This is a genomic window from Acidovorax sp. LjRoot74 (assembly GCF_964254355.1).
Classification (GTDB): domain Bacteria; phylum Pseudomonadota; class Gammaproteobacteria; order Burkholderiales; family Burkholderiaceae_C; genus Acidovorax.
The window spans coordinates 1,246,052-1,261,808 of the sequence record NZ_CAXUTI020000001.1 but is presented as its reverse complement, the minus strand read 5'-3'; the positions used below and the strand labels follow the sequence as shown (position 1 = coordinate 1,261,808).

The following is a 15,757-nucleotide window of genomic DNA, read 5'->3' as shown; positions in this document are numbered from 1 at the left end:
CTTGGCGGCGTGGGGAACACGCCGCTTGTACAACCTGCTCACCACTGCGGGCGCTCTGAGCAGAAGAAGGGGGTCGCGCACCTGGGCAGAAAAACATCTGCTGGGCACCGCTGCGACCGGTGAATCAAAGTGTATGCAGAAATTGTTCCCGCTTCCAGCCCCAGTCTGGTGCCTGCGGGGCGGGAATTACCCGCATTCAAGCTGTTGTGACGGCAGGTGCATGAATCGTTCCAGCCACCGGTTCTCAGGAGGCCTTCAAGCTGAGCAGCAGCTGCGCCGCCACGGCCACGGCGATCACTTCGGGCTCCTTGCCCCCGATGCCGGGGATGCCGATGGGGCAGGTCACCTGCGCCAGCTCGTCCTGGCTGAAGCCCCGGCTGCGCAAACGGCTGCCAAAGGTGGCCCATTTGGTCTTGCTGCCGATCAGGCCGATGAAGGGCAGGTCCCGCTGCTGCCGCTGGCGGTGCAGGCAGGCTGCCACCACGTCCAGGTCTTCGGCATGGCTGAAGCTCATGATCAGCACGCGGCTGCCCGGCGCCAGGCCCGGCACGGCCCCCTGCACGGGGTCGGAATGCTCGCAGACCGCGCCGTCGGGTGGCGGCTCGGGGAAGATGCCATCGCGGCTGTCGATCCAGGTGAGCGCAAAGGGCAGCGGCGCCAGCACACGGGCCAGCGCATGGCCCACATGGCCGCCGCCAAAGAGCGCCAAGGGGTGCTGGCGCGGCGCCAGCCGGGCGGCCAAGCCGGGGGCGTCGGCCAGCGTGAGCAGGGCAAATCCCAGGTGCACCACCCCGCCACAGCATTGCCCGAGCGCCGGGCCCAGCGCGTACCGCACGGGTGCGGGGTTGGCGGCCGCCGTGCCAGCCAGACGCAGGCGCGCTTCGGCAATCGCCTGCAGCTCCAGGTGGCCCCCGCCAATGGTGCCCACCAGGTGGTCGGCAAACACGGCCATCCAGGCCCCGGCCTCGCGGGGCACCGACCCTTGGGTAGACTCTACGGTTACCAGGCATGCTGGTCCGGCGGTCAAACCGTCCAACAGCAAACGCAAATTTGTCACCGCCATTCCTTTGTCGTTAACGCCCCTGGCCGCTGGCACTGCTGGCGGCCCCTGCCACACCCACACCATGCCCGACACGCCCCCCACCCGCTCCCCCGGCCCGCGCAGCCACTGGCTGCTGGCGGGCATCATGGCCCTTGGCGCCGCCCTGGTATCGGCCTGCAAATCGCCGCCAGAACCTGCCCCGCCGCCCGACAGCGTGCCGTCCACCAGCGCGGAACCTGGCGGCATCAAGGGCCCGGTGCCCGCTGCCACCGGGTCGGCACGCCCCTCGGCCGCCGCCACACCCCAGGCCTACCGGCAGGATGCAGCCACCCACCTCTATGGCCTGAACCGCGAACGCATCTTCAAGGGCAAGCTGCCCGCCCAGTTGTACGCCATTGGCGTGCTGCAGGTGGACATCGACCGCAGCGGCAAGGTCACCCGCCTGCACTGGATGCGCGCCCCACGCCATGCGCCCGAGGTGGTGGCCGAGATCGAGCGCACCGTGCGCGCGGCGGCGCCCTTCCCCGTGCCCACACGCATGGGCAAGGTCACCTACACCGACACCTGGCTGTGGGACAAGGGCGGGCACTTTCAGCTGGACACCCTCACGGAAGGGCAGTTGTAAGTACATCCCTGCGAGCGGCTTCGCCGCTCGGCGCGGCCGCCCAAAGCGGCTGCGGTGCCTACGAACCTCGGTAGGTCGAATAGCTCCACGGGCTGACCAGCAGCGGCACGTGGTAGTGCTGATCGGCATGCGCAATGCCGAAGTCCAGGCTCACCTGGTTCAGAAAGTTGGGTTCGGGCAACTGCACGCCCCGGGCCTTGAAGTAACCCGCCACATCAAATCGCAAGCGGTAGGTGCCGGTGCGCAGGCTGGCGTTGTCGAACAGCGGCGCATCGGTGCGGCCGTCGTGGTTCAGCACCAGGCGCTTGATGAGGGTGGCGTTGTCGCCGTCGGTGGAGTACAGCGCGACCTCCATGCCGGCGGCAGGGCAGCCGTTCATGGTGTCCAGAACGTGGGTGCTCAATCCCATAGGGAATCTCCTGAAGTGGGGACCACGGCCAATCGGCGAGGATTGCCAAATCGCAGCGTGTAGACCAAAAGTGTATACACTTTTCGCCATCCAACGTATCATGCCACCATGGAATCTTCATCCACCAGTGCGATTGTCGAGGCGCTGACCCGCGCCATCGTGGAGCACCGCCTGCAGCCGGGCACCAAGCTCGCCGAGCAGAAACTGGCCGACCACTTCGGCGTGTCACGCACGCTGGTGCGCCAGGCCCTGTTCCAGCTCGCGCAGAACCGGCTGGTCACGCTGGAGCCCGCGCGCGGCGCCTTCGTTTCCACCCCCTCGGTCGAAGAAGCCCGCCAGGTGTTCGCCGTGCGCCGCATGCTAGAAACCGAGATGACGCGCGCTTTCGTGCAGTCCGTGACGCCCGCCAAGATCAAGGCCCTGCGTGCCCATGTGGCCAGCGAGAAGGCCGCCATGGGCACCGCCGACGCCAGCAGCCGCACCGAGCTGCTGGGTGACTTCCACGTGCGCATGGCCGAGTTGATGGGCAACGAGGTGCTGGCGCAGATGCTGGGCGACCTGATCTCGCGCTGCGCGCTGATCACGCTGATGTACCAGTCCGCCAGCGCCGCCGAACACTCGCACGAGGAGCATGGCGACATCGTGGCCGCACTGGCCGCGCGTGACGAAGCTCTGGCCGTGTCCCTGATGCAGGCCCACCTCGAGCACGTGGAGGCCAGCCTGACCTTTGACCGCAAGCGCCCGGCCAGCGACCTGGCCGCAGCGCTCATGCCATGACCCCTTGAACCCCTGTCGCCCATGATCTACGACTCCACCCAGCATTACCCCCGCGACCTCATCGGCTACGGCAAGACCCCGCCCCACGCGCAGTGGCCGGGCGGTGCGCGCATCGCCGTGCAGTTCGTGCTCAACTACGAAGAGGGCGGCGAGAACGCCGTGCTGCACGGCGACGCGGGCAGCGAGCAGTTCCTGTCCGAAATGTTCAACCCCGCGAGCTACCCCGAGCGGCACATGAGCATGGAAGGCATCTACGAATACGGCTCGCGGGCGGGCGTGTGGCGCATCCTGCGCGAGTTTGAAAAGCGCAAGCTGCCCCTCACCGTGTTCGGCGTGTCGAGCGCGCTGCAGCGCCACCCCGAGCTGACGCAGGCCTTCGTGCAGCTGGGCCACGAGATCGCCTGCCACGGCCTCAAGTGGATCCACTACCAGCACGTGCCTGAAGAAGTGGAACGTGCCCACATGGCCGAGGCCATGGAGATCATTGAGCGCATGACCGGGCACAGGGCCCTGGGTTGGTACACCGGCCGCGACAGCCCCAACACCCGCCGCCTGGTGGCAGACTTCGGCGGCTTCGAATACGACAGCGACTACTACGGCGACGACCTGCCGTTCTGGATGGACGTGAAAAAGAGCAACGGAGCCACCGTGCCCCAGCTCATCGTGCCCTACACGCTCGACTGCAACGACATGCGCTTTGCACTGCCGCAGGGCTATTCGCACGCCGACCCGTTCTACCAGTACATGAAAGACACGTTTGATGCGCTGTACGCCGAGGGCAACCCCGCCGGCGACAACGCACCCAAGATGATGAGCATCGGCATGCACTGCCGCCTGCTGGGCCGCCCCGGCCGCATCACGGCGCTGCAGCGTTTTCTGGACCACATCCAGCAGCACAGCGATGTGTGGGTGTGCCGCCGCATCGACATCGCGCACCACTGGAAACAGGCGCACCCCTACCCTTCACAGAAAGCAGGCTGACCACCATGGCCCTGACCCTGGAACAACTCAACGCTGCCAGCCCTGCCGAGGCCCTTCAGCTGCTGGACGGTCTTTACGAGCACTCGCCCTGGATAGCAGAGCAGGCGCTGGCGCAGCGCCCCTTCCGATCGCAGGCCCACCTGCAGCACGCGCTGGCGCAGGTCGTGCGCACGGCGGGGCAGGACGCGCAGCTCGGCCTCATCCGCGCTCACCCCGAACTGGCGGGCAAGGCCATGGTGGCGAAGAATCTCACGGCCGAGTCCACCAACGAGCAGAGCAAGGCGGGCCTCACGCAGTGCACGCCGGAAGAATTCGATCGCATCCAGCAGCTCAACGCGGCCTACAACGAGCGCTTCGGCTTCCCGTTCATCCTGGCGGTGCGCGGGCCGCGCGGCACGGGCCTGCCCAAGCAGGAGATCATCGACACCTTTGCACGGCGGCTGGACAACCACCCCGAGTTCGAGTTGGCCGAGGCCCTGCGCAACATCCACCGCATCGCCGAGATCCGCCTGAACGACAAGTTCGCCGCCGAGCCTGTCCTGGGCAACGATGTGTGGGACTGGCAGGAAAAGCTCGCAGAGCACTCCGACCCCGGCTTTGCCGAAAAGGGCCAGCTCACCGTCACCTACCTCACCGACGCGCACCGCGCCTGCGCCCAGCGCATCAGCCACTGGATGCGCGACTGCGGCTTCGACGAAGTGGAAGTGGACGCCGTGGGCAACGTGGTCGGCCGGTACCACGCCGCTGCCGACGGCGCCCGCTACCTCATCACCGGGTCGCACTACGACACCGTGCGCAACGGCGGCAAATACGACGGCCGACTGGGTATCTTCGTGCCCATGGCCTGCGTGCGCGAGTTGCACCGCGCCGGCAAACGCCTGCCCTTCGGCATCGAGGTGGTGGGCTTTGCCGAAGAGGAAGGCCAGCGCTACAAGGCCACCTTCCTCGGCTCGGGCGCGCTCATCGGCGACTTCAACCCCGCCTGGCTCGACCAGAAGGATGCAGACGGCGTGACCATGCGCGCGGCCATGCAGCACGCGGGTTTGTGCATCGATGACATCGCAAAGCTCAAGCGCGACCCCGCGCAGTACCTGGGCTTCATCGAGGTGCACATCGAGCAGGGCCCCGTACTCAACGAGCTGGACCTGCCCCTGGGCGTGGTCACCTCCATCAACGGCAGCGTGCGTTTTCTGTGCGAGATGATCGGCACCGCCAGCCACGCTGGCACCACCCCGATGGACCGCCGCCGCGACGCGGCCGTGGCCGTGGCAGAGCTGGCGCTGTATGTGGAGCAGCGCGCCGCGCAGGACGGCGACTCGGTGGGCACCATCGGCCAGCTGCAGGTGCCCACGGGCTCCATCAACGTGGTGCCGGGACGCTGCCAATTCAGCCTGGACCTGCGCGCACCCACCGACGCCCAGCGTGATGCGCTGGTGAGCGACGTGAAGGAGCAGCTTGCAAAGATTGCCGCCCGGCGCGGCCTGCGCTACACGCTGGAGGAATCCATGCGCGCTGCCGCAGCCCCCAGCGCGCCCGCCTGGCAGCACCAGTGGGAGCGCGCCGTCGATGCCCTGGGTGTGCCCGTGTTCCGCATGCCCAGCGGCGCGGGACATGACGCGATGAAACTCCACGAAATCATGCCCCAGGCCATGCTCTTCGTGCGCGGCCTGAACTCCGGCATCAGCCACAACCCGCTCGAATCCACCACCAACAACGATATGCAGCTGGCCGTGGACGCCTTCACACAGGTGCTACGCCAACTTGCAGAGGAACAACAACCATGACCACCCCCAATAACTACGCCGCACTGGACGCCTGGATTGACCAGCACTTCGACGAGGAAGTGCGTTTTCTGCAGGCCCTGGTGCGCGTGCCCACCGACACGCCACCCGGCAACAATGCTCCCCATGCCGAGCGCACGGCCGAGCTGCTGAAGGACTTTGGCTACGAGGCCGAAAAACATGCTGTGCCCACCGCCGATGTGTTGGCCTACGGCATGGAATCCATCACCAACCTCATCGTGCGCAGGCCCTACGGAAACGGCGGCAAGACCATTGCCCTGAACGCCCACGGCGATGTGGTGCCCCCTGGCGAAGGCTGGACACACGACCCCTACGGCGCCGAGATCGTGGATGGCGCCATATACGGCCGCGCCACCGCCGTGAGCAAGAGCGACTTCGCAAGCTTCACCTTCGCCGTGCGCGCGCTCGAAGCCATCGCCAAGCCGACCCGGGGCGCGGTGGAGCTGCACTTCACCTACGACGAGGAATTCGGCGGCGAACTCGGCCCCGGCTGGCTGCTGCAAAAAGGGCTGACCAAACCCGACCTCATGATCGCCGCCGGCTTCAGCTACGAAGTGGTCACCGCCCACAACGGCTGCCTGCAGATGGAAGTGACCGTGCACGGCAAGATGGCCCACGCCGCCGTGCCCCACACCGGCGTGGACGCGCTGCAGGGCGCGGTGCACATCCTGAACGCGCTGTATGCGCAGAACGGCGAGTACAAGAAGATCACGTCCAACGTGGCCGGCATCAAGCACCCGTACCTGAACGTCGGCCGCATCGAAGGCGGCACCAACACCAACGTCGTGCCCGGCAAGGTCATGTTCAAGCTCGACCGCCGCATGATCCCCGAAGAGAACCCGGTGGAGGTCGAAGCCGCCATCCGCCGCATCATCGAGCAGGCTGCGGGCGAGCGCGACGGTATCCGCGTGGAGATCAAGCGCCTGCTGCTGGCCAACGCGATGACGCCGCTGGCCGGCAACCAGCTCCTGGTCGATGCCATCCAGAAACACGCGCAGTCCGTGATCGGCGAGCCGGTGCCCGCCGTGGGCACACCGCTGTACACCGACGTGCGCCTGTATGTGGAGCGCGGCATCCCTGGCGTGATCTACGGCGCGGGCCCACGCACCGTGCTTGAATCGCACGCCAAGCGCGCCGACGAACGCCTGCAGCTGGAAGACCTGCGCCGCGCGACCAAGGTCATCGCGCGCACGTTGAGCGACCTGTTGGCTTGAGGCAACGCTGAATAAGTCCCCGCGGCGGCGCGCGCCCTGGTTTGGGATGGGATGCAAGGCGCAAACCGCAGCGAAAGCCGTAGCTATCGCGAGGATTTGCAACGCAGCAGACCGCCCAAAGCAGGGGTGCGCGGTGCGCGAGGGACTTGTTCAGTGTTGCCTTAACCCTTGAGCCGCTGCGCCTGCGCCAGCCGCGCAAGCCGCTGCACCAGGGCCGGGTACTGCGATTCGGACGTGTTGCCATAGCCCAGCACCAGGCCGTTGTCTTCGGGCTGCGCGCGCAGGGCAAACCGCGACAGCGGCGCCGGGGCCATGTCGTAGGCGCGCGCCGCCTCGGCAATCGCCTGGTCGGGGTACTCGGGCGGCAGCCGCACCGTGAGGTGCATGCCGCTGTCCCCCCCCAGCACCGCATGGGGCACGTTCAGGTGCTGCGCCAGTGCCTCGCGCAGCAGCGCCTGCCGGCTGCGGTACAAGCGCCGCATGCGCCCCAGATGCCGGCTGAACTGTCCGCTCTCGATGAACTCTGCCAGCGCCAGCTGCTCGTGGCGGTGCCCGCCGCGCAGGGTCTCCTTGAGCAGGGGGCCTGCCACGGCCGCCAGTGCCTGCGGCAGCACCACAAAGCCGAGCCGCAACGACGGGAACAGCGTCTTGCTGAAAGTGCCCACATACATCACCGGCGCATCGGGCACCAGGCCCTGCATGGCGCCGATCAGCTCGCCCGCGTGGCGGAACTCGCTGTCGTAGTCGTCCTCGATGATCCAGGCGCCGCAGGCCTGGGCCTGCCGGATCAGCGCCAGCCTGCGCGCCACAGGCAACACGGCGCCCGTGGGGTACTGGTGGGACGGCGTGGCGTAGATGAGCCGGGGCGGTGCCGTGGTCCATGCATCGGCAGGCACCACCAGGCCCGCGCCGTCTACCCGCAAGGGCTCCACCCGCAGGTCCCCACACTGGAAGGCCGTGTGCGCCCCCCGGTAGCCTGGGTCTTCCACCCAGGCGGTATCGCCCGGGTTGGTCGCCAGCCGCACACACAGGTTCAAGGCCTCCTGCGCGCCTTCGGTGATGACCACCTGCTCCGCCTCGCAGCGCACGCCCCGCGCCACCGCAAGGTGCCGCAGGATGGCGCTACGCAAGGCGGCCTCGCCTGCAGGGTGGCCGTAGCCCAGGGCCGACACCCCCGCCGCCTTGAAGGCGCGATCAAAGCAGCTCTTCCACGCACTCACGGGGAAACGCGCCAGCGCAGGCACCCCGGGTTTGAACGCCAGGGTGTCGGCCGCATCGGCAAACCGGCTGACCACCCGTGCACCGCGTTCGGACAGGCGCGGCGGCGCAGCGCGGGCCGCGCCTGCTCGGCCCCGGGCCCGGCTGCGGTCCAGCGCGGCCACCTTGGTGCCTCGGCGGTTCAGTTCGATGTAACCCTCGGCCCCCAATTGCTCGTACACCGCCGTCACGCTGTTGCGCGACACCCCCAGGTCGGCCGCCAGGTCCCGCGATCCGGGCAGGCGGCAGCCAGAGGGGAAGCGCCCGTCCAGGATGGCATCGCGGATGCGCGTGAGGAGTTGGCGCTGCAACGAATCGCCTTGCCGCCCCCGCACCAGCGGGGCATCGAGCAGGACATGGCGGACGGGGTCAATGGCAGAGGGGCGTTGGATCATGGTGGGCCTGTGAGAACCACCCGATCCAGAACCCGGTGGCACCATCAGATTGTGCATTGGTGGATCTTTTTTACAGTCCACCACAACCCTAGAGTCGGGAACTCGACCTCTTCATTTTTGCCCCCCAGGGCCCTGCAACCCATGTCCTCTTTCACGAATGATTTCGCCCAGCCCATCGGCGCCCCCGTGCCCGGCTGGACGCCCCGCCCCCAGCCCACCGGCGTCACCCTGGCAGGCCGCTACTGCCAACTGGAACCCCTGCAGGCCGACCGCCATGCCGCCGACCTGGACGCCGCCTACCGGCTCGCCCCCGACCCGCGCGCCTGGACCTACATGTTCACCAACCCGTTCAACACCGCTGAGGACTACCTGCGCTACGCCCAGGGTGCCGCACAGAGCACCGACCCGCGCCACTTCGCCGTGGTGGACCGAACCACCGGCAAGGCCGTGGGCACACTGGCGCTGATGCGTATCGACCCCACCCATGGCGTGATCGAAGTGGGCAATGTGATGTTCTCGCCCCTGCTGCAGCAGACCCCCGCTTCCACCGAGGCGCAGTTCCTGCTCATGGCTTATGTGTTCGACACGTTGGGCTACCGCCGCTACGAGTGGAAGTGCGACAGCCTCAATGCCCCCTCGCAGCGCACTGCCGCGCGCCTGGGTTTCCAGTTCGAGGGCATCTTCCGCCAAGCCGTGGTCTACAAGGGCCGCAACCGCGACACCGCCTGGTTTTCGGTCATCGACACCGAATGGCCGCTGCTGCGGCAGGCCTTCGAGGCCTGGCTGTCGGACGACAACCAGGATGCTCAGGGGCGCCAGCGGCGTTCGCTGGCGCATGTGCGCGGATCATTGCAGCGCTGAACCTGGCACGGCCGAAGGGTGGGCCCGTGGAGTCACCGCTGTTGGCGCTCACCGTCCGCCAGCAACACGGGCATGACGGGCTTGCATGGGCTGCATATCCCATCGGCATAACCACCGCGTGCGCGCCATGGGGCCCCACCCTACACTTGCTGCGGCCCCTCGCGGGCTTCGCATCCCTCTTCCCTTTTCTACAAAGCAAAAACCAAGGAGCAGCTTCCATGAACATCCGACACACGCTGTTGGCCTCCAGCCTGGCGCTGGCACTGGCCAGCCTGACCGCCTGCGGCAGCGCGCCGCAGCAGGTGGCTGCGCCCGCCGCACCGGCACAGGCGCAGCAGACCGCCGCCGCACGCGCTGCCAGCGCGGCCTACGACTTCGACATGGACGTGTTCCACCCCGTGGTGGCACGCAATGGCATGGTCGCCACCGAACAGGAACTGGCCTCGCAGATTGGCCTGGACATCCTGAAAGCCGGTGGCAATGCGGTGGACGCGGCCGTGGGCATCGGCTTTGCGCTGGCCGTGGCCCTGCCCAATGCGGGCAACCTGGGTGGTGGTGGCTTCATGGTGGTGCACGACGCCAAGACCGGCAAGAGCGTGGCGCTCGACTTCCGCGAAGTGGCCCCTTTGAAGGCCACGCGCGACATGTACCTGGACGCCAAAGGCAACGTGGTGGACGGCAAGTCGCTCTACACCCACTACTCCGTGGGTGTGCCCGGCACCGTGGCCGGCATGGAACATGCGCTCAAAAGCTGGGGCACCCTGCCCCTGTCGCGTGTGATCGCTCCCGCCATCGAACTGGCCGACAAGGGCTTCCCGGTGAGCGAGACGCTCGCCAAGATCCTGCAGCAGGAAAAGAAGAACATGGGTAAGTGGCCCGCCACCCAGGCCATCTTCTGGAAGAACGGCGAGCCCCTGAAGGTAGGCGGCCCGCTGGTGCAAAAAGACCTGGCCCAGTCCATGCGCCTCATCGCTCAGCAGGGCGCCAAGGCGTTCTACGAAGGCGAGATCGCCCAGAAGATCGCGGCCGAGATGGCCCCGCACGCCGGCGCCATCAGCCTGCAGGACCTGCGCGAATACAAGGTGGCCGAGCGCGTGCCCACGCGCGGCACCTACCGGGGCTACGAGATCGTGACCATGCCGCCCCCCTCCTCGGGCGGCCCGCACCTGGTGCAAATCCTCAACATGCTGGAGCCCCTGCCCCTGGCCCAGTGGGGTCCCAACAGCGCGCAGACCATCCACCACATGGCCGAGAGCAGCAAGCTGGCGTATGCCGACCGCTCCGAATACCTGGGCGACCCGGACTTCGTGAAGATCCCGCTCAAGGGCCTGACCTCCAAGCGCTATGCCGAGTCGCTGGCCAAGGGCATCGACCCCAACCGCGCGCGCCCCGCCAAGGAGATCAAGCCCGGCCAGCCCCAGCCGTATGAAAGCGACCAGACCACCCACTACTCGGTGGTGGACAAGGCGGGCAACGCCGTGGCCGTGACCTACACGCTCAACACCAACTTCGGCAGCGGCATCGTCGCCAAGGGCACAGGCATCCTGCTCAACAACGAGATGGATGACTTCTCGGCCAAGCCCGGCGTGGCCAATGCCTACGGCCTGGTCGGCGGCGACGCCAACGCCGTGGCCGCCAAGAAGCGCCCCCTGTCGTCCATGACGCCCACCCTGGTGCTGAAAGACGGCAAGCCCACCCTGGTGACGGGCAGCCCTGGCGGTGCGCGCATCATCACCACGGTGCTGCAGACGGTGGTCAACACCATCGACTTCGGCATGAACCCCGCCGAAGCCGCTGCCGCACCCCGCGTGCACCACCAGTGGACGCCCGACGAGCTGCGCGTGGAAAAGGGCCTGTCGCCCGACACCATTGCCCTGCTCAAGCAGCGCGGTCACAACATCGCCGTGAAGCCCTCGATGGGCCGCACGCAGACCATCCAGATCCGGGGCGGCGCGCTGTATGGCTACTCGGACCCACGCAACCCGGATGGGAAGACGTTGGGGTATTGATTGCTATTTAATTGATAGCTATTACCGCTTGATGAACGGGCGGTAGCGGCCAATTTGAATCAAAAATCCCGCTCACCGAGAGGTGTGCGGGATTTTTTGCGCCTCTGGCCCTGCCAAGCATCCCCCTTTTGCCCACGCTTGGCGCTGGCAAAGTTACGGGGACACGTAGGGCTTGTACCTTTGCCAGTGCCGCCAATAGCGGAAGTGGAAGAAAACCGCCAGCGCGACCATGGCGGCCATCACCGCGCCCATGAGCATGAAAAACCCGGAACCTGGCTGCACGGCTCCGGATAGCAACTGCTGCAACAGAAAGGCCAGCAGCGCCGCAGCGCAACCCAGCACGCCTTCCGACCAATGGATGTTGGTGGCCAGCGCGCCCTGGCATGCCGGGCACACGGGCACTGCGCGCTGAGGCAATATCTTTCGCTCACCCGGGAGTGGCTTGGATGTCACCAATCGCCACCCAAGGGCGGCTCCGCAGTAGGGGCAGTCATGTTTCATCGGTGGTCTGCAAGCGCTCTGGAACTGCTGCAACTCTAAGCCACCGCGCCCCGGACGCCTGAGGCCCATCGTTCAAGCCGCCACACCCTGCCCAATCTCAAAATTCGCCATCTTCTCCAGCGCCCGCACCATCGCCGAGTGGTCCCAGCCCTGCCCGCCATGAGCCACGCAGGCGTTGAACAGCTCCTGCGCCATGGCAGTGTTGGGCAGCGGCACGCCGAGCGCCCGCGCGCTCGACAGCGCGAGGTTCAAATCCTTCTGGTGCAGTCCGATGCGAAAGCCCGGGTCGAAGGTGCGCTTGATCATGCGCTCGGCGTGCACCTCTAGGATCTTCGACGATGCGAAGCCCCCCAGCAGCGCCTGGCGCACACGGGCCGGGTCGGCGCCCGCGCGGGCAGCAAACAGCAGCGCCTCGGCCACGGCTTCGATGTTCAGGGCGACGATGATCTGGTTGGCCACCTTGGCGGTCTGGCCGTCGCCGTTGCTGCCCACCAGGGTGATGTTCTTGCCCAGGCGCTCGAACAGCGGCTTGATGCGGTCGAACACCGCTTCGGGGCCGCCGACCATGATGGACAGCGTGGCGTTCTTGGCGCCCAGCTCGCCGCCCGAGACGGGCGCATCCAGGTACTGCGCGCCCAGGGCCTCGATGCGGCGCGCGAAGTCCTTGGTGGCAACGGGCGAGATGGAACTCATGTCCACCACCACCTTGCCCGCGCTGCCCTTGAGGCCGTGGGCCACGCCGTCTGCGCCAAACAGCACTTTCTCCACATCCGGCGTGTCGGGCAGCATCAGAAAGACGATGTCGGCCCGCTCGGCCACGCCGCGCGCGGTGGTGCACTGTGTGGCGCTGCTCTCGGCGATCTGCGGCGCCACGCGGCCACGGGTGTGCACGTACAGCTGGTGGCCCGCAGCGATGAGGTGGCCGCACATGGGCGCGCCCATGATGCCCAGGCCGATGAAGCCGAGTTTGAGAGGGGTGTCAGTCATGTTCTTGTTCTCCTGTTTGTGTGTTGTGGTTCATTCGCTTTCAAGCGGTCAAGGCGCTGCGCCATGAGAGGCCGATCTCGGTGGTGCGCGCGGGCCGGTACTCGCAGCCCACCCAGCCGTCGTAGCCGATGCGGTCCAGGTGCGCGAACAGGTAGCGGTAGTTGATCTCGCCGGTGCCCGGTTCGTTGCGGCCGGGGTTGTCGGCCAGCTGCACGTGGCCGATGCGCGGCAGGTGCTTTTGCAGCGTGGCGGCGATTTCGCCTTCGGTGCGCTGCGCGTGGTAGATGTCGTACTGCACGAAGGCGTTGCTGGCATCCACTTCATCCAAGATGTCCAGCGCCTGGTCGGTGCGGGTCAGGTAGAAGCCAGGGATGTCGAACGGGTTGATGGGCTCGATCAGCAGGCGCAGGCCAGCGGCCTTCAGCTCGGTGGCCGCAAAGCGCAGGTTGTCGATGAGGGTGCGGCGCAGCACGTCGGCCGCCACACCGGCAGGCGCCTTGCCCGCCAGGCAGTTGAGCTGGGGCACGTCCAGCGCCTTGGCGTAGGTGATGGCCTGGGCCACACCCGCGCGGAACTCGGCGATGCGATCGGGGTGGCAGGCGATGCCGCGCTCTCCTGCGGCCCAGTCGCCAGCGGGCAGGTTGTGCAGAACGATCTGCAGCCGGTGTGTGTCGATGCGCGCGCGGATTTCCTCTGCGGGAAATTCATACGGGAACAGAAATTCCACAGCCTCGAAGCCCGTGCGCGCAGCGCGCTCGAAGCGGTCGAGAAAAGGCACCTCGGTGAACAGCATGCTGAGGTTGGCAGCAAAACGGGGCATAGAAAAACTCTCCGTGACAATGAATCAGAACAATGGGACTGGCGCTGTGGCTCGCGTTCTCCCACCACCGTTCGGGCTGAGCCTGTCGAAGCCAGGGCTTGGGGCAGCCTTCGACAAGCTCAGGCTGAACGGTTTGGGGGATGAATCCGCGCACCACCAGGCGCTGCATCAATCCAGCATGGCGAGCGCGCTCGGCGCATCTGCTGCCTGCGTGGCCAGCTCTTCAAACTCGACGATGTTGTCGATCTCCGTGCCCATTGCGATGTTGGTCACGCGCTCCAGGATCACCTCGACGACCACAGGGGTGCGGTGCTCCGCCATCCAGGCCTCGGCCTGGGCGATGGCGGGTGCGAACTCTTCAGGGCGGTGCACGCGGATGGCCCTGCAGCCCAGGCCCTCGACCACCTTCACGTGGTCCACGCCATAACAGCGCGCCACCTCGCCCTCGGCCATGTTCACGTTGTCGAACGCGAGCTGCACGCAGTAGTCGATGCTGAAGCTGCGCTGCGCCTGGCGGATCAGGCCCAGGTAGCTGTTGTTGACGAGCACGTGGATGTACGGCAGCTTGAATTGCGCGCCCACGGCCAGCTCTTCGATCATGAACTGGAAGTCGTAGTCGCCCGACAGCGCCACGATCTTGCGCGCCGGGTCGGCCACGCGTACGCCCAGGGCGGCGGGCACCGTCCAACCCAGCGGGCCGGCCTGGCCGCAGTTGATCCAGTGGCGCGGCTGGTACACGTGCAAGAACTGCGCGCCTGCAATCTGCGACAGGCCGATGGTGGAGACGTAGCACACGTCCTTGCCCAGTGCGCGGTTCATGCACTGGTACACACGCTGCGGCTTCATGGGTACGCTGTCGAAATGGGTCTTGCGCAGGTAATCCACGCTGTGCTTGCGGGCCTGGCACTCGGCCGTCCAGGCACTGCGGTCGCGCAATTGGCCCACCGCCTTCCATTCACGCGCCACCTCCACAAAGAGCTTGAGCGCCGCACCCGCGTCGGAGACGATGCCGAAGTCCGGCGCAAACACGCGGCCGATCTGCGTGGGCTCGATGTCCACATGCACGAACTTGCGGCCCTTGGTGTACACATCCACCGAGCCCGTGTGCCGGTTGGCCCAGCGGTTGCCGATGCCCAGCACGAAGTCGCTGGCGAGCATGGTGGCATTGCCGTAGCGCTGGCTGGTCTGCAGGCCGCACATGCCGGCCATGAGCGGGTGGTCGTCCGGGATGCTGCCCCAGCCCATGAGGGTGGGGATCACCGGCACGCCCAGAACCTCGGCCAACTGCACCAGCAGGTCGGAGGCATCGGCGTTGATGATGCCGCCGCCTGCGACGATGAGCGGACGCTCGGCGTCGTTCAGCATGGACAGTGCCTTCTCGATCTGCGCACGGGTGGCGGCAGGCTTGTAGGGCGCCAGGGGTTCGTACGTGTCAGGGTCGAACTCGATCTCGGCCAGCTGCACGTCGATGGGCAGGTCAATCAGCACCGGCCCGGGTCGGCCGGAGCGCATGAGGTGGAAGGCCTGCTGGAACGCCTGCGGCACCTGGGCGGGCTCCAGCACCGTGGTGGCCCACTTGGTCACGCTCTTGGCGATGCTGGCGATGTCCACGGCCTGAAAGTCTTCCTTGTGCAGGCGGGCGCGCGGCGCCTGGCCGGTGATGCACAGGATGGGGATGGAGTCCGCACTGGCCGAGTACAGGCCGGTGATCATGTCAGTCCCTGCAGGGCCACTGGTGCCGATGCACACGCCGATGTTGCCGGCCACGGCACGGGTGTAACCCTCGGCCATGTGGCTGGCGCCCTCCACATGGCGTGCCAGGATGTGGCCGATGCCGCCATGCGCCTTGAGCGCTGCATACAGCGGGTTGATGGCCGCGCCGGGCACGCCGAATGCGACACTCACGCCCTCCTTTTCCATCACTTTTACGGCGGCCTCGATGGCCTTCATTCTTGCCATTGCACATCTCCTGGGTTTGCTATCGGTTGGATGGCCCCACTCTAGGCAAGCCCCCCGTGGTGCGGAAGGTGGCGATGAACCATAAAATTTATTCCACACAGGAATAAGCCACGGCGCG

14 protein-coding genes are annotated in these 15,757 nt (G+C 66.8%); 7 read left to right on the top strand and 7 right to left on the bottom strand.

The annotated features are described in order from the left end of the window. Positions 1 to 244: 244 nt before the first annotated feature. A complete protein-coding gene (xdhC, locus tag ACSQ3O_RS05925) occupies positions 245 to 1,063 on the bottom strand; it encodes a xanthine dehydrogenase accessory protein XdhC (RefSeq protein WP_298449894.1) in 819 nt (272 codons plus the stop codon). 124 nt (positions 1,064 to 1,187) lie between these two features. On the opposite strand from xdhC, the gene ACSQ3O_RS05920 reads away from it, so the two are divergent. Further along, positions 1,188 to 1,667, top strand: a complete 480-nt coding sequence (locus tag ACSQ3O_RS05920) for a hypothetical protein (protein WP_436141082.1) — start codon at positions 1,188 to 1,190, stop codon at positions 1,665 to 1,667. A 58-nt stretch (positions 1,668 to 1,725) separates the two neighbouring features. On the opposite strand, the gene uraH is transcribed toward ACSQ3O_RS05920, so the two are convergent. Continuing rightward, complete coding sequence (gene uraH / locus ACSQ3O_RS05915; RefSeq protein ID WP_015012870.1) at positions 1,726 to 2,076, bottom strand: hydroxyisourate hydrolase; 351 nt, start codon at positions 2,074 to 2,076, stop codon at positions 1,726 to 1,728. Positions 2,077 to 2,184: 108 nt separating this feature from the next. On the opposite strand from uraH, the gene ACSQ3O_RS05910 reads away from it, so the two are divergent. From ACSQ3O_RS05910 to ACSQ3O_RS05895, 4 genes are read left to right on the top strand one after another with little or no spacing between them, the layout of a single operon-like run. Continuing rightward, positions 2,185 to 2,853, top strand: a complete 669-nt coding sequence (locus tag ACSQ3O_RS05910; protein WP_436138190.1) for a GntR family transcriptional regulator — start codon at positions 2,185 to 2,187, stop codon at positions 2,851 to 2,853. 21 nt (positions 2,854 to 2,874) lie between these two features. Next, entirely contained in the window at positions 2,875 to 3,834 is a 960-nt protein-coding gene (puuE, locus tag ACSQ3O_RS05905; protein WP_436138189.1) for an allantoinase PuuE, read from the top strand. Between the two features lie 5 nt (positions 3,835 to 3,839). Continuing rightward, the gene (gene uraD / locus ACSQ3O_RS05900; RefSeq protein ID WP_436138188.1) at positions 3,840 to 5,618 is read left to right on the top strand and encodes a 2-oxo-4-hydroxy-4-carboxy-5-ureidoimidazoline decarboxylase; all 1,779 of its coding nucleotides are present in this window, start codon (positions 3,840 to 3,842) and stop codon (positions 5,616 to 5,618) included. After that, a complete protein-coding gene (locus tag ACSQ3O_RS05895; protein WP_436138187.1) occupies positions 5,615 to 6,850 on the top strand; it encodes a M20 family metallopeptidase in 1,236 nt (411 codons plus the stop codon). Before uraD ends, ACSQ3O_RS05895 begins: the two co-directional genes overlap by 4 nt. A gap of 161 nt (positions 6,851 to 7,011) precedes the next feature. Here the strand turns inward: ACSQ3O_RS05895 and ACSQ3O_RS05890 are convergent, their stop codons facing one another. Next, positions 7,012 to 8,502, bottom strand: coding sequence for a PLP-dependent aminotransferase family protein (locus ACSQ3O_RS05890; RefSeq protein WP_436138186.1), 1,491 nt, complete (start codon positions 8,500 to 8,502; stop codon positions 7,012 to 7,014). A 141-nt stretch (positions 8,503 to 8,643) separates the two neighbouring features. On the opposite strand from ACSQ3O_RS05890, the gene ACSQ3O_RS05885 reads away from it, so the two are divergent. Together ACSQ3O_RS05885 and ggt are read left to right on the top strand one after the other, a co-directional pair. Beyond that, positions 8,644 to 9,363, top strand: a complete 720-nt coding sequence (locus ACSQ3O_RS05885) for a GNAT family N-acetyltransferase (RefSeq protein WP_436138185.1) — start codon at positions 8,644 to 8,646, stop codon at positions 9,361 to 9,363. Between the two features lie 218 nt (positions 9,364 to 9,581). After that, positions 9,582 to 11,372 carry a gamma-glutamyltransferase gene (ggt, locus tag ACSQ3O_RS05880; protein WP_436138184.1) on the top strand — a complete coding sequence of 597 codons (1,791 nt, stop codon included), beginning with the start codon at positions 9,582 to 9,584 and terminating at the stop codon, positions 11,370 to 11,372. Positions 11,373 to 11,525: 153 nt separating this feature from the next. Here ggt and ACSQ3O_RS05875 read toward each other — a convergent pair whose 3' ends face one another. The 4 genes from ACSQ3O_RS05875 to gcl all read right to left on the bottom strand — a co-directional run bounded on the left by ACSQ3O_RS05875 (position 11,526) and on the right by gcl (position 15,639). Continuing rightward, the gene (locus tag ACSQ3O_RS05875) at positions 11,526 to 11,768 is read right to left on the bottom strand and encodes a hypothetical protein (protein WP_436138183.1); all 243 of its coding nucleotides are present in this window, start codon (positions 11,766 to 11,768) and stop codon (positions 11,526 to 11,528) included. Between the two features lie 177 nt (positions 11,769 to 11,945). After that, positions 11,946 to 12,860 (bottom strand): 2-hydroxy-3-oxopropionate reductase, encoded by a 915-nt coding sequence (gene glxR, locus ACSQ3O_RS05870; protein ID WP_137746639.1) that lies wholly within the window; start codon positions 12,858 to 12,860, stop codon positions 11,946 to 11,948. A 40-nt stretch (positions 12,861 to 12,900) separates the two neighbouring features. After that, the gene (gene hyi, locus ACSQ3O_RS05865) at positions 12,901 to 13,680 is read right to left on the bottom strand and encodes a hydroxypyruvate isomerase (protein WP_436138182.1); all 780 of its coding nucleotides are present in this window, start codon (positions 13,678 to 13,680) and stop codon (positions 12,901 to 12,903) included. Between the two features lie 168 nt (positions 13,681 to 13,848). Beyond that, positions 13,849 to 15,639, bottom strand: a complete 1,791-nt coding sequence (gene gcl / locus ACSQ3O_RS05860) for a glyoxylate carboligase (protein WP_436138181.1) — start codon at positions 15,637 to 15,639, stop codon at positions 13,849 to 13,851. Positions 15,640 to 15,757 lie beyond the last annotated feature (118 nt).

Excerpts from the sequence above, each read along its gene's own strand:
- xdhC (WP_298449894.1), bottom strand. The coding sequence starts at position 1,063 with ATGGCGGTGACAAATTTGCGTTTGCTGTTGGACGGTTTGACCGCCGGA.
- ACSQ3O_RS05920 (WP_436141082.1), top strand. The coding sequence starts at position 1,188 with ATGGCCCTTGGCGCCGCCCTGGTATCGGCCTGCAAATCGCCGCCAGAA.
- uraH (WP_015012870.1), bottom strand. The coding sequence starts at position 2,076 with ATGGGATTGAGCACCCACGTTCTGGACACCATGAACGGCTGCCCTGCC.
- ACSQ3O_RS05910 (WP_436138190.1), top strand. The coding sequence starts at position 2,185 with ATGGAATCTTCATCCACCAGTGCGATTGTCGAGGCGCTGACCCGCGCC.
- puuE (WP_436138189.1), top strand. The coding sequence starts at position 2,875 with ATGATCTACGACTCCACCCAGCATTACCCCCGCGACCTCATCGGCTAC.
- uraD (WP_436138188.1), top strand. The coding sequence starts at position 3,840 with ATGGCCCTGACCCTGGAACAACTCAACGCTGCCAGCCCTGCCGAGGCC.
- ACSQ3O_RS05895 (WP_436138187.1), top strand. The coding sequence starts at position 5,615 with ATGACCACCCCCAATAACTACGCCGCACTGGACGCCTGGATTGACCAG.
- ACSQ3O_RS05890 (WP_436138186.1), bottom strand. The coding sequence starts at position 8,502 with ATGATCCAACGCCCCTCTGCCATTGACCCCGTCCGCCATGTCCTGCTC.
- ACSQ3O_RS05885 (WP_436138185.1), top strand. The coding sequence starts at position 8,644 with ATGTCCTCTTTCACGAATGATTTCGCCCAGCCCATCGGCGCCCCCGTG.
- ggt (WP_436138184.1), top strand. The coding sequence starts at position 9,582 with ATGAACATCCGACACACGCTGTTGGCCTCCAGCCTGGCGCTGGCACTG.
- glxR (WP_137746639.1), bottom strand. The coding sequence starts at position 12,860 with ATGACTGACACCCCTCTCAAACTCGGCTTCATCGGCCTGGGCATCATG.
- hyi (WP_436138182.1), bottom strand. The coding sequence starts at position 13,680 with ATGCCCCGTTTTGCTGCCAACCTCAGCATGCTGTTCACCGAGGTGCCT.
- gcl (WP_436138181.1), bottom strand. The coding sequence starts at position 15,639 with ATGGCAAGAATGAAGGCCATCGAGGCCGCCGTAAAAGTGATGGAAAAG.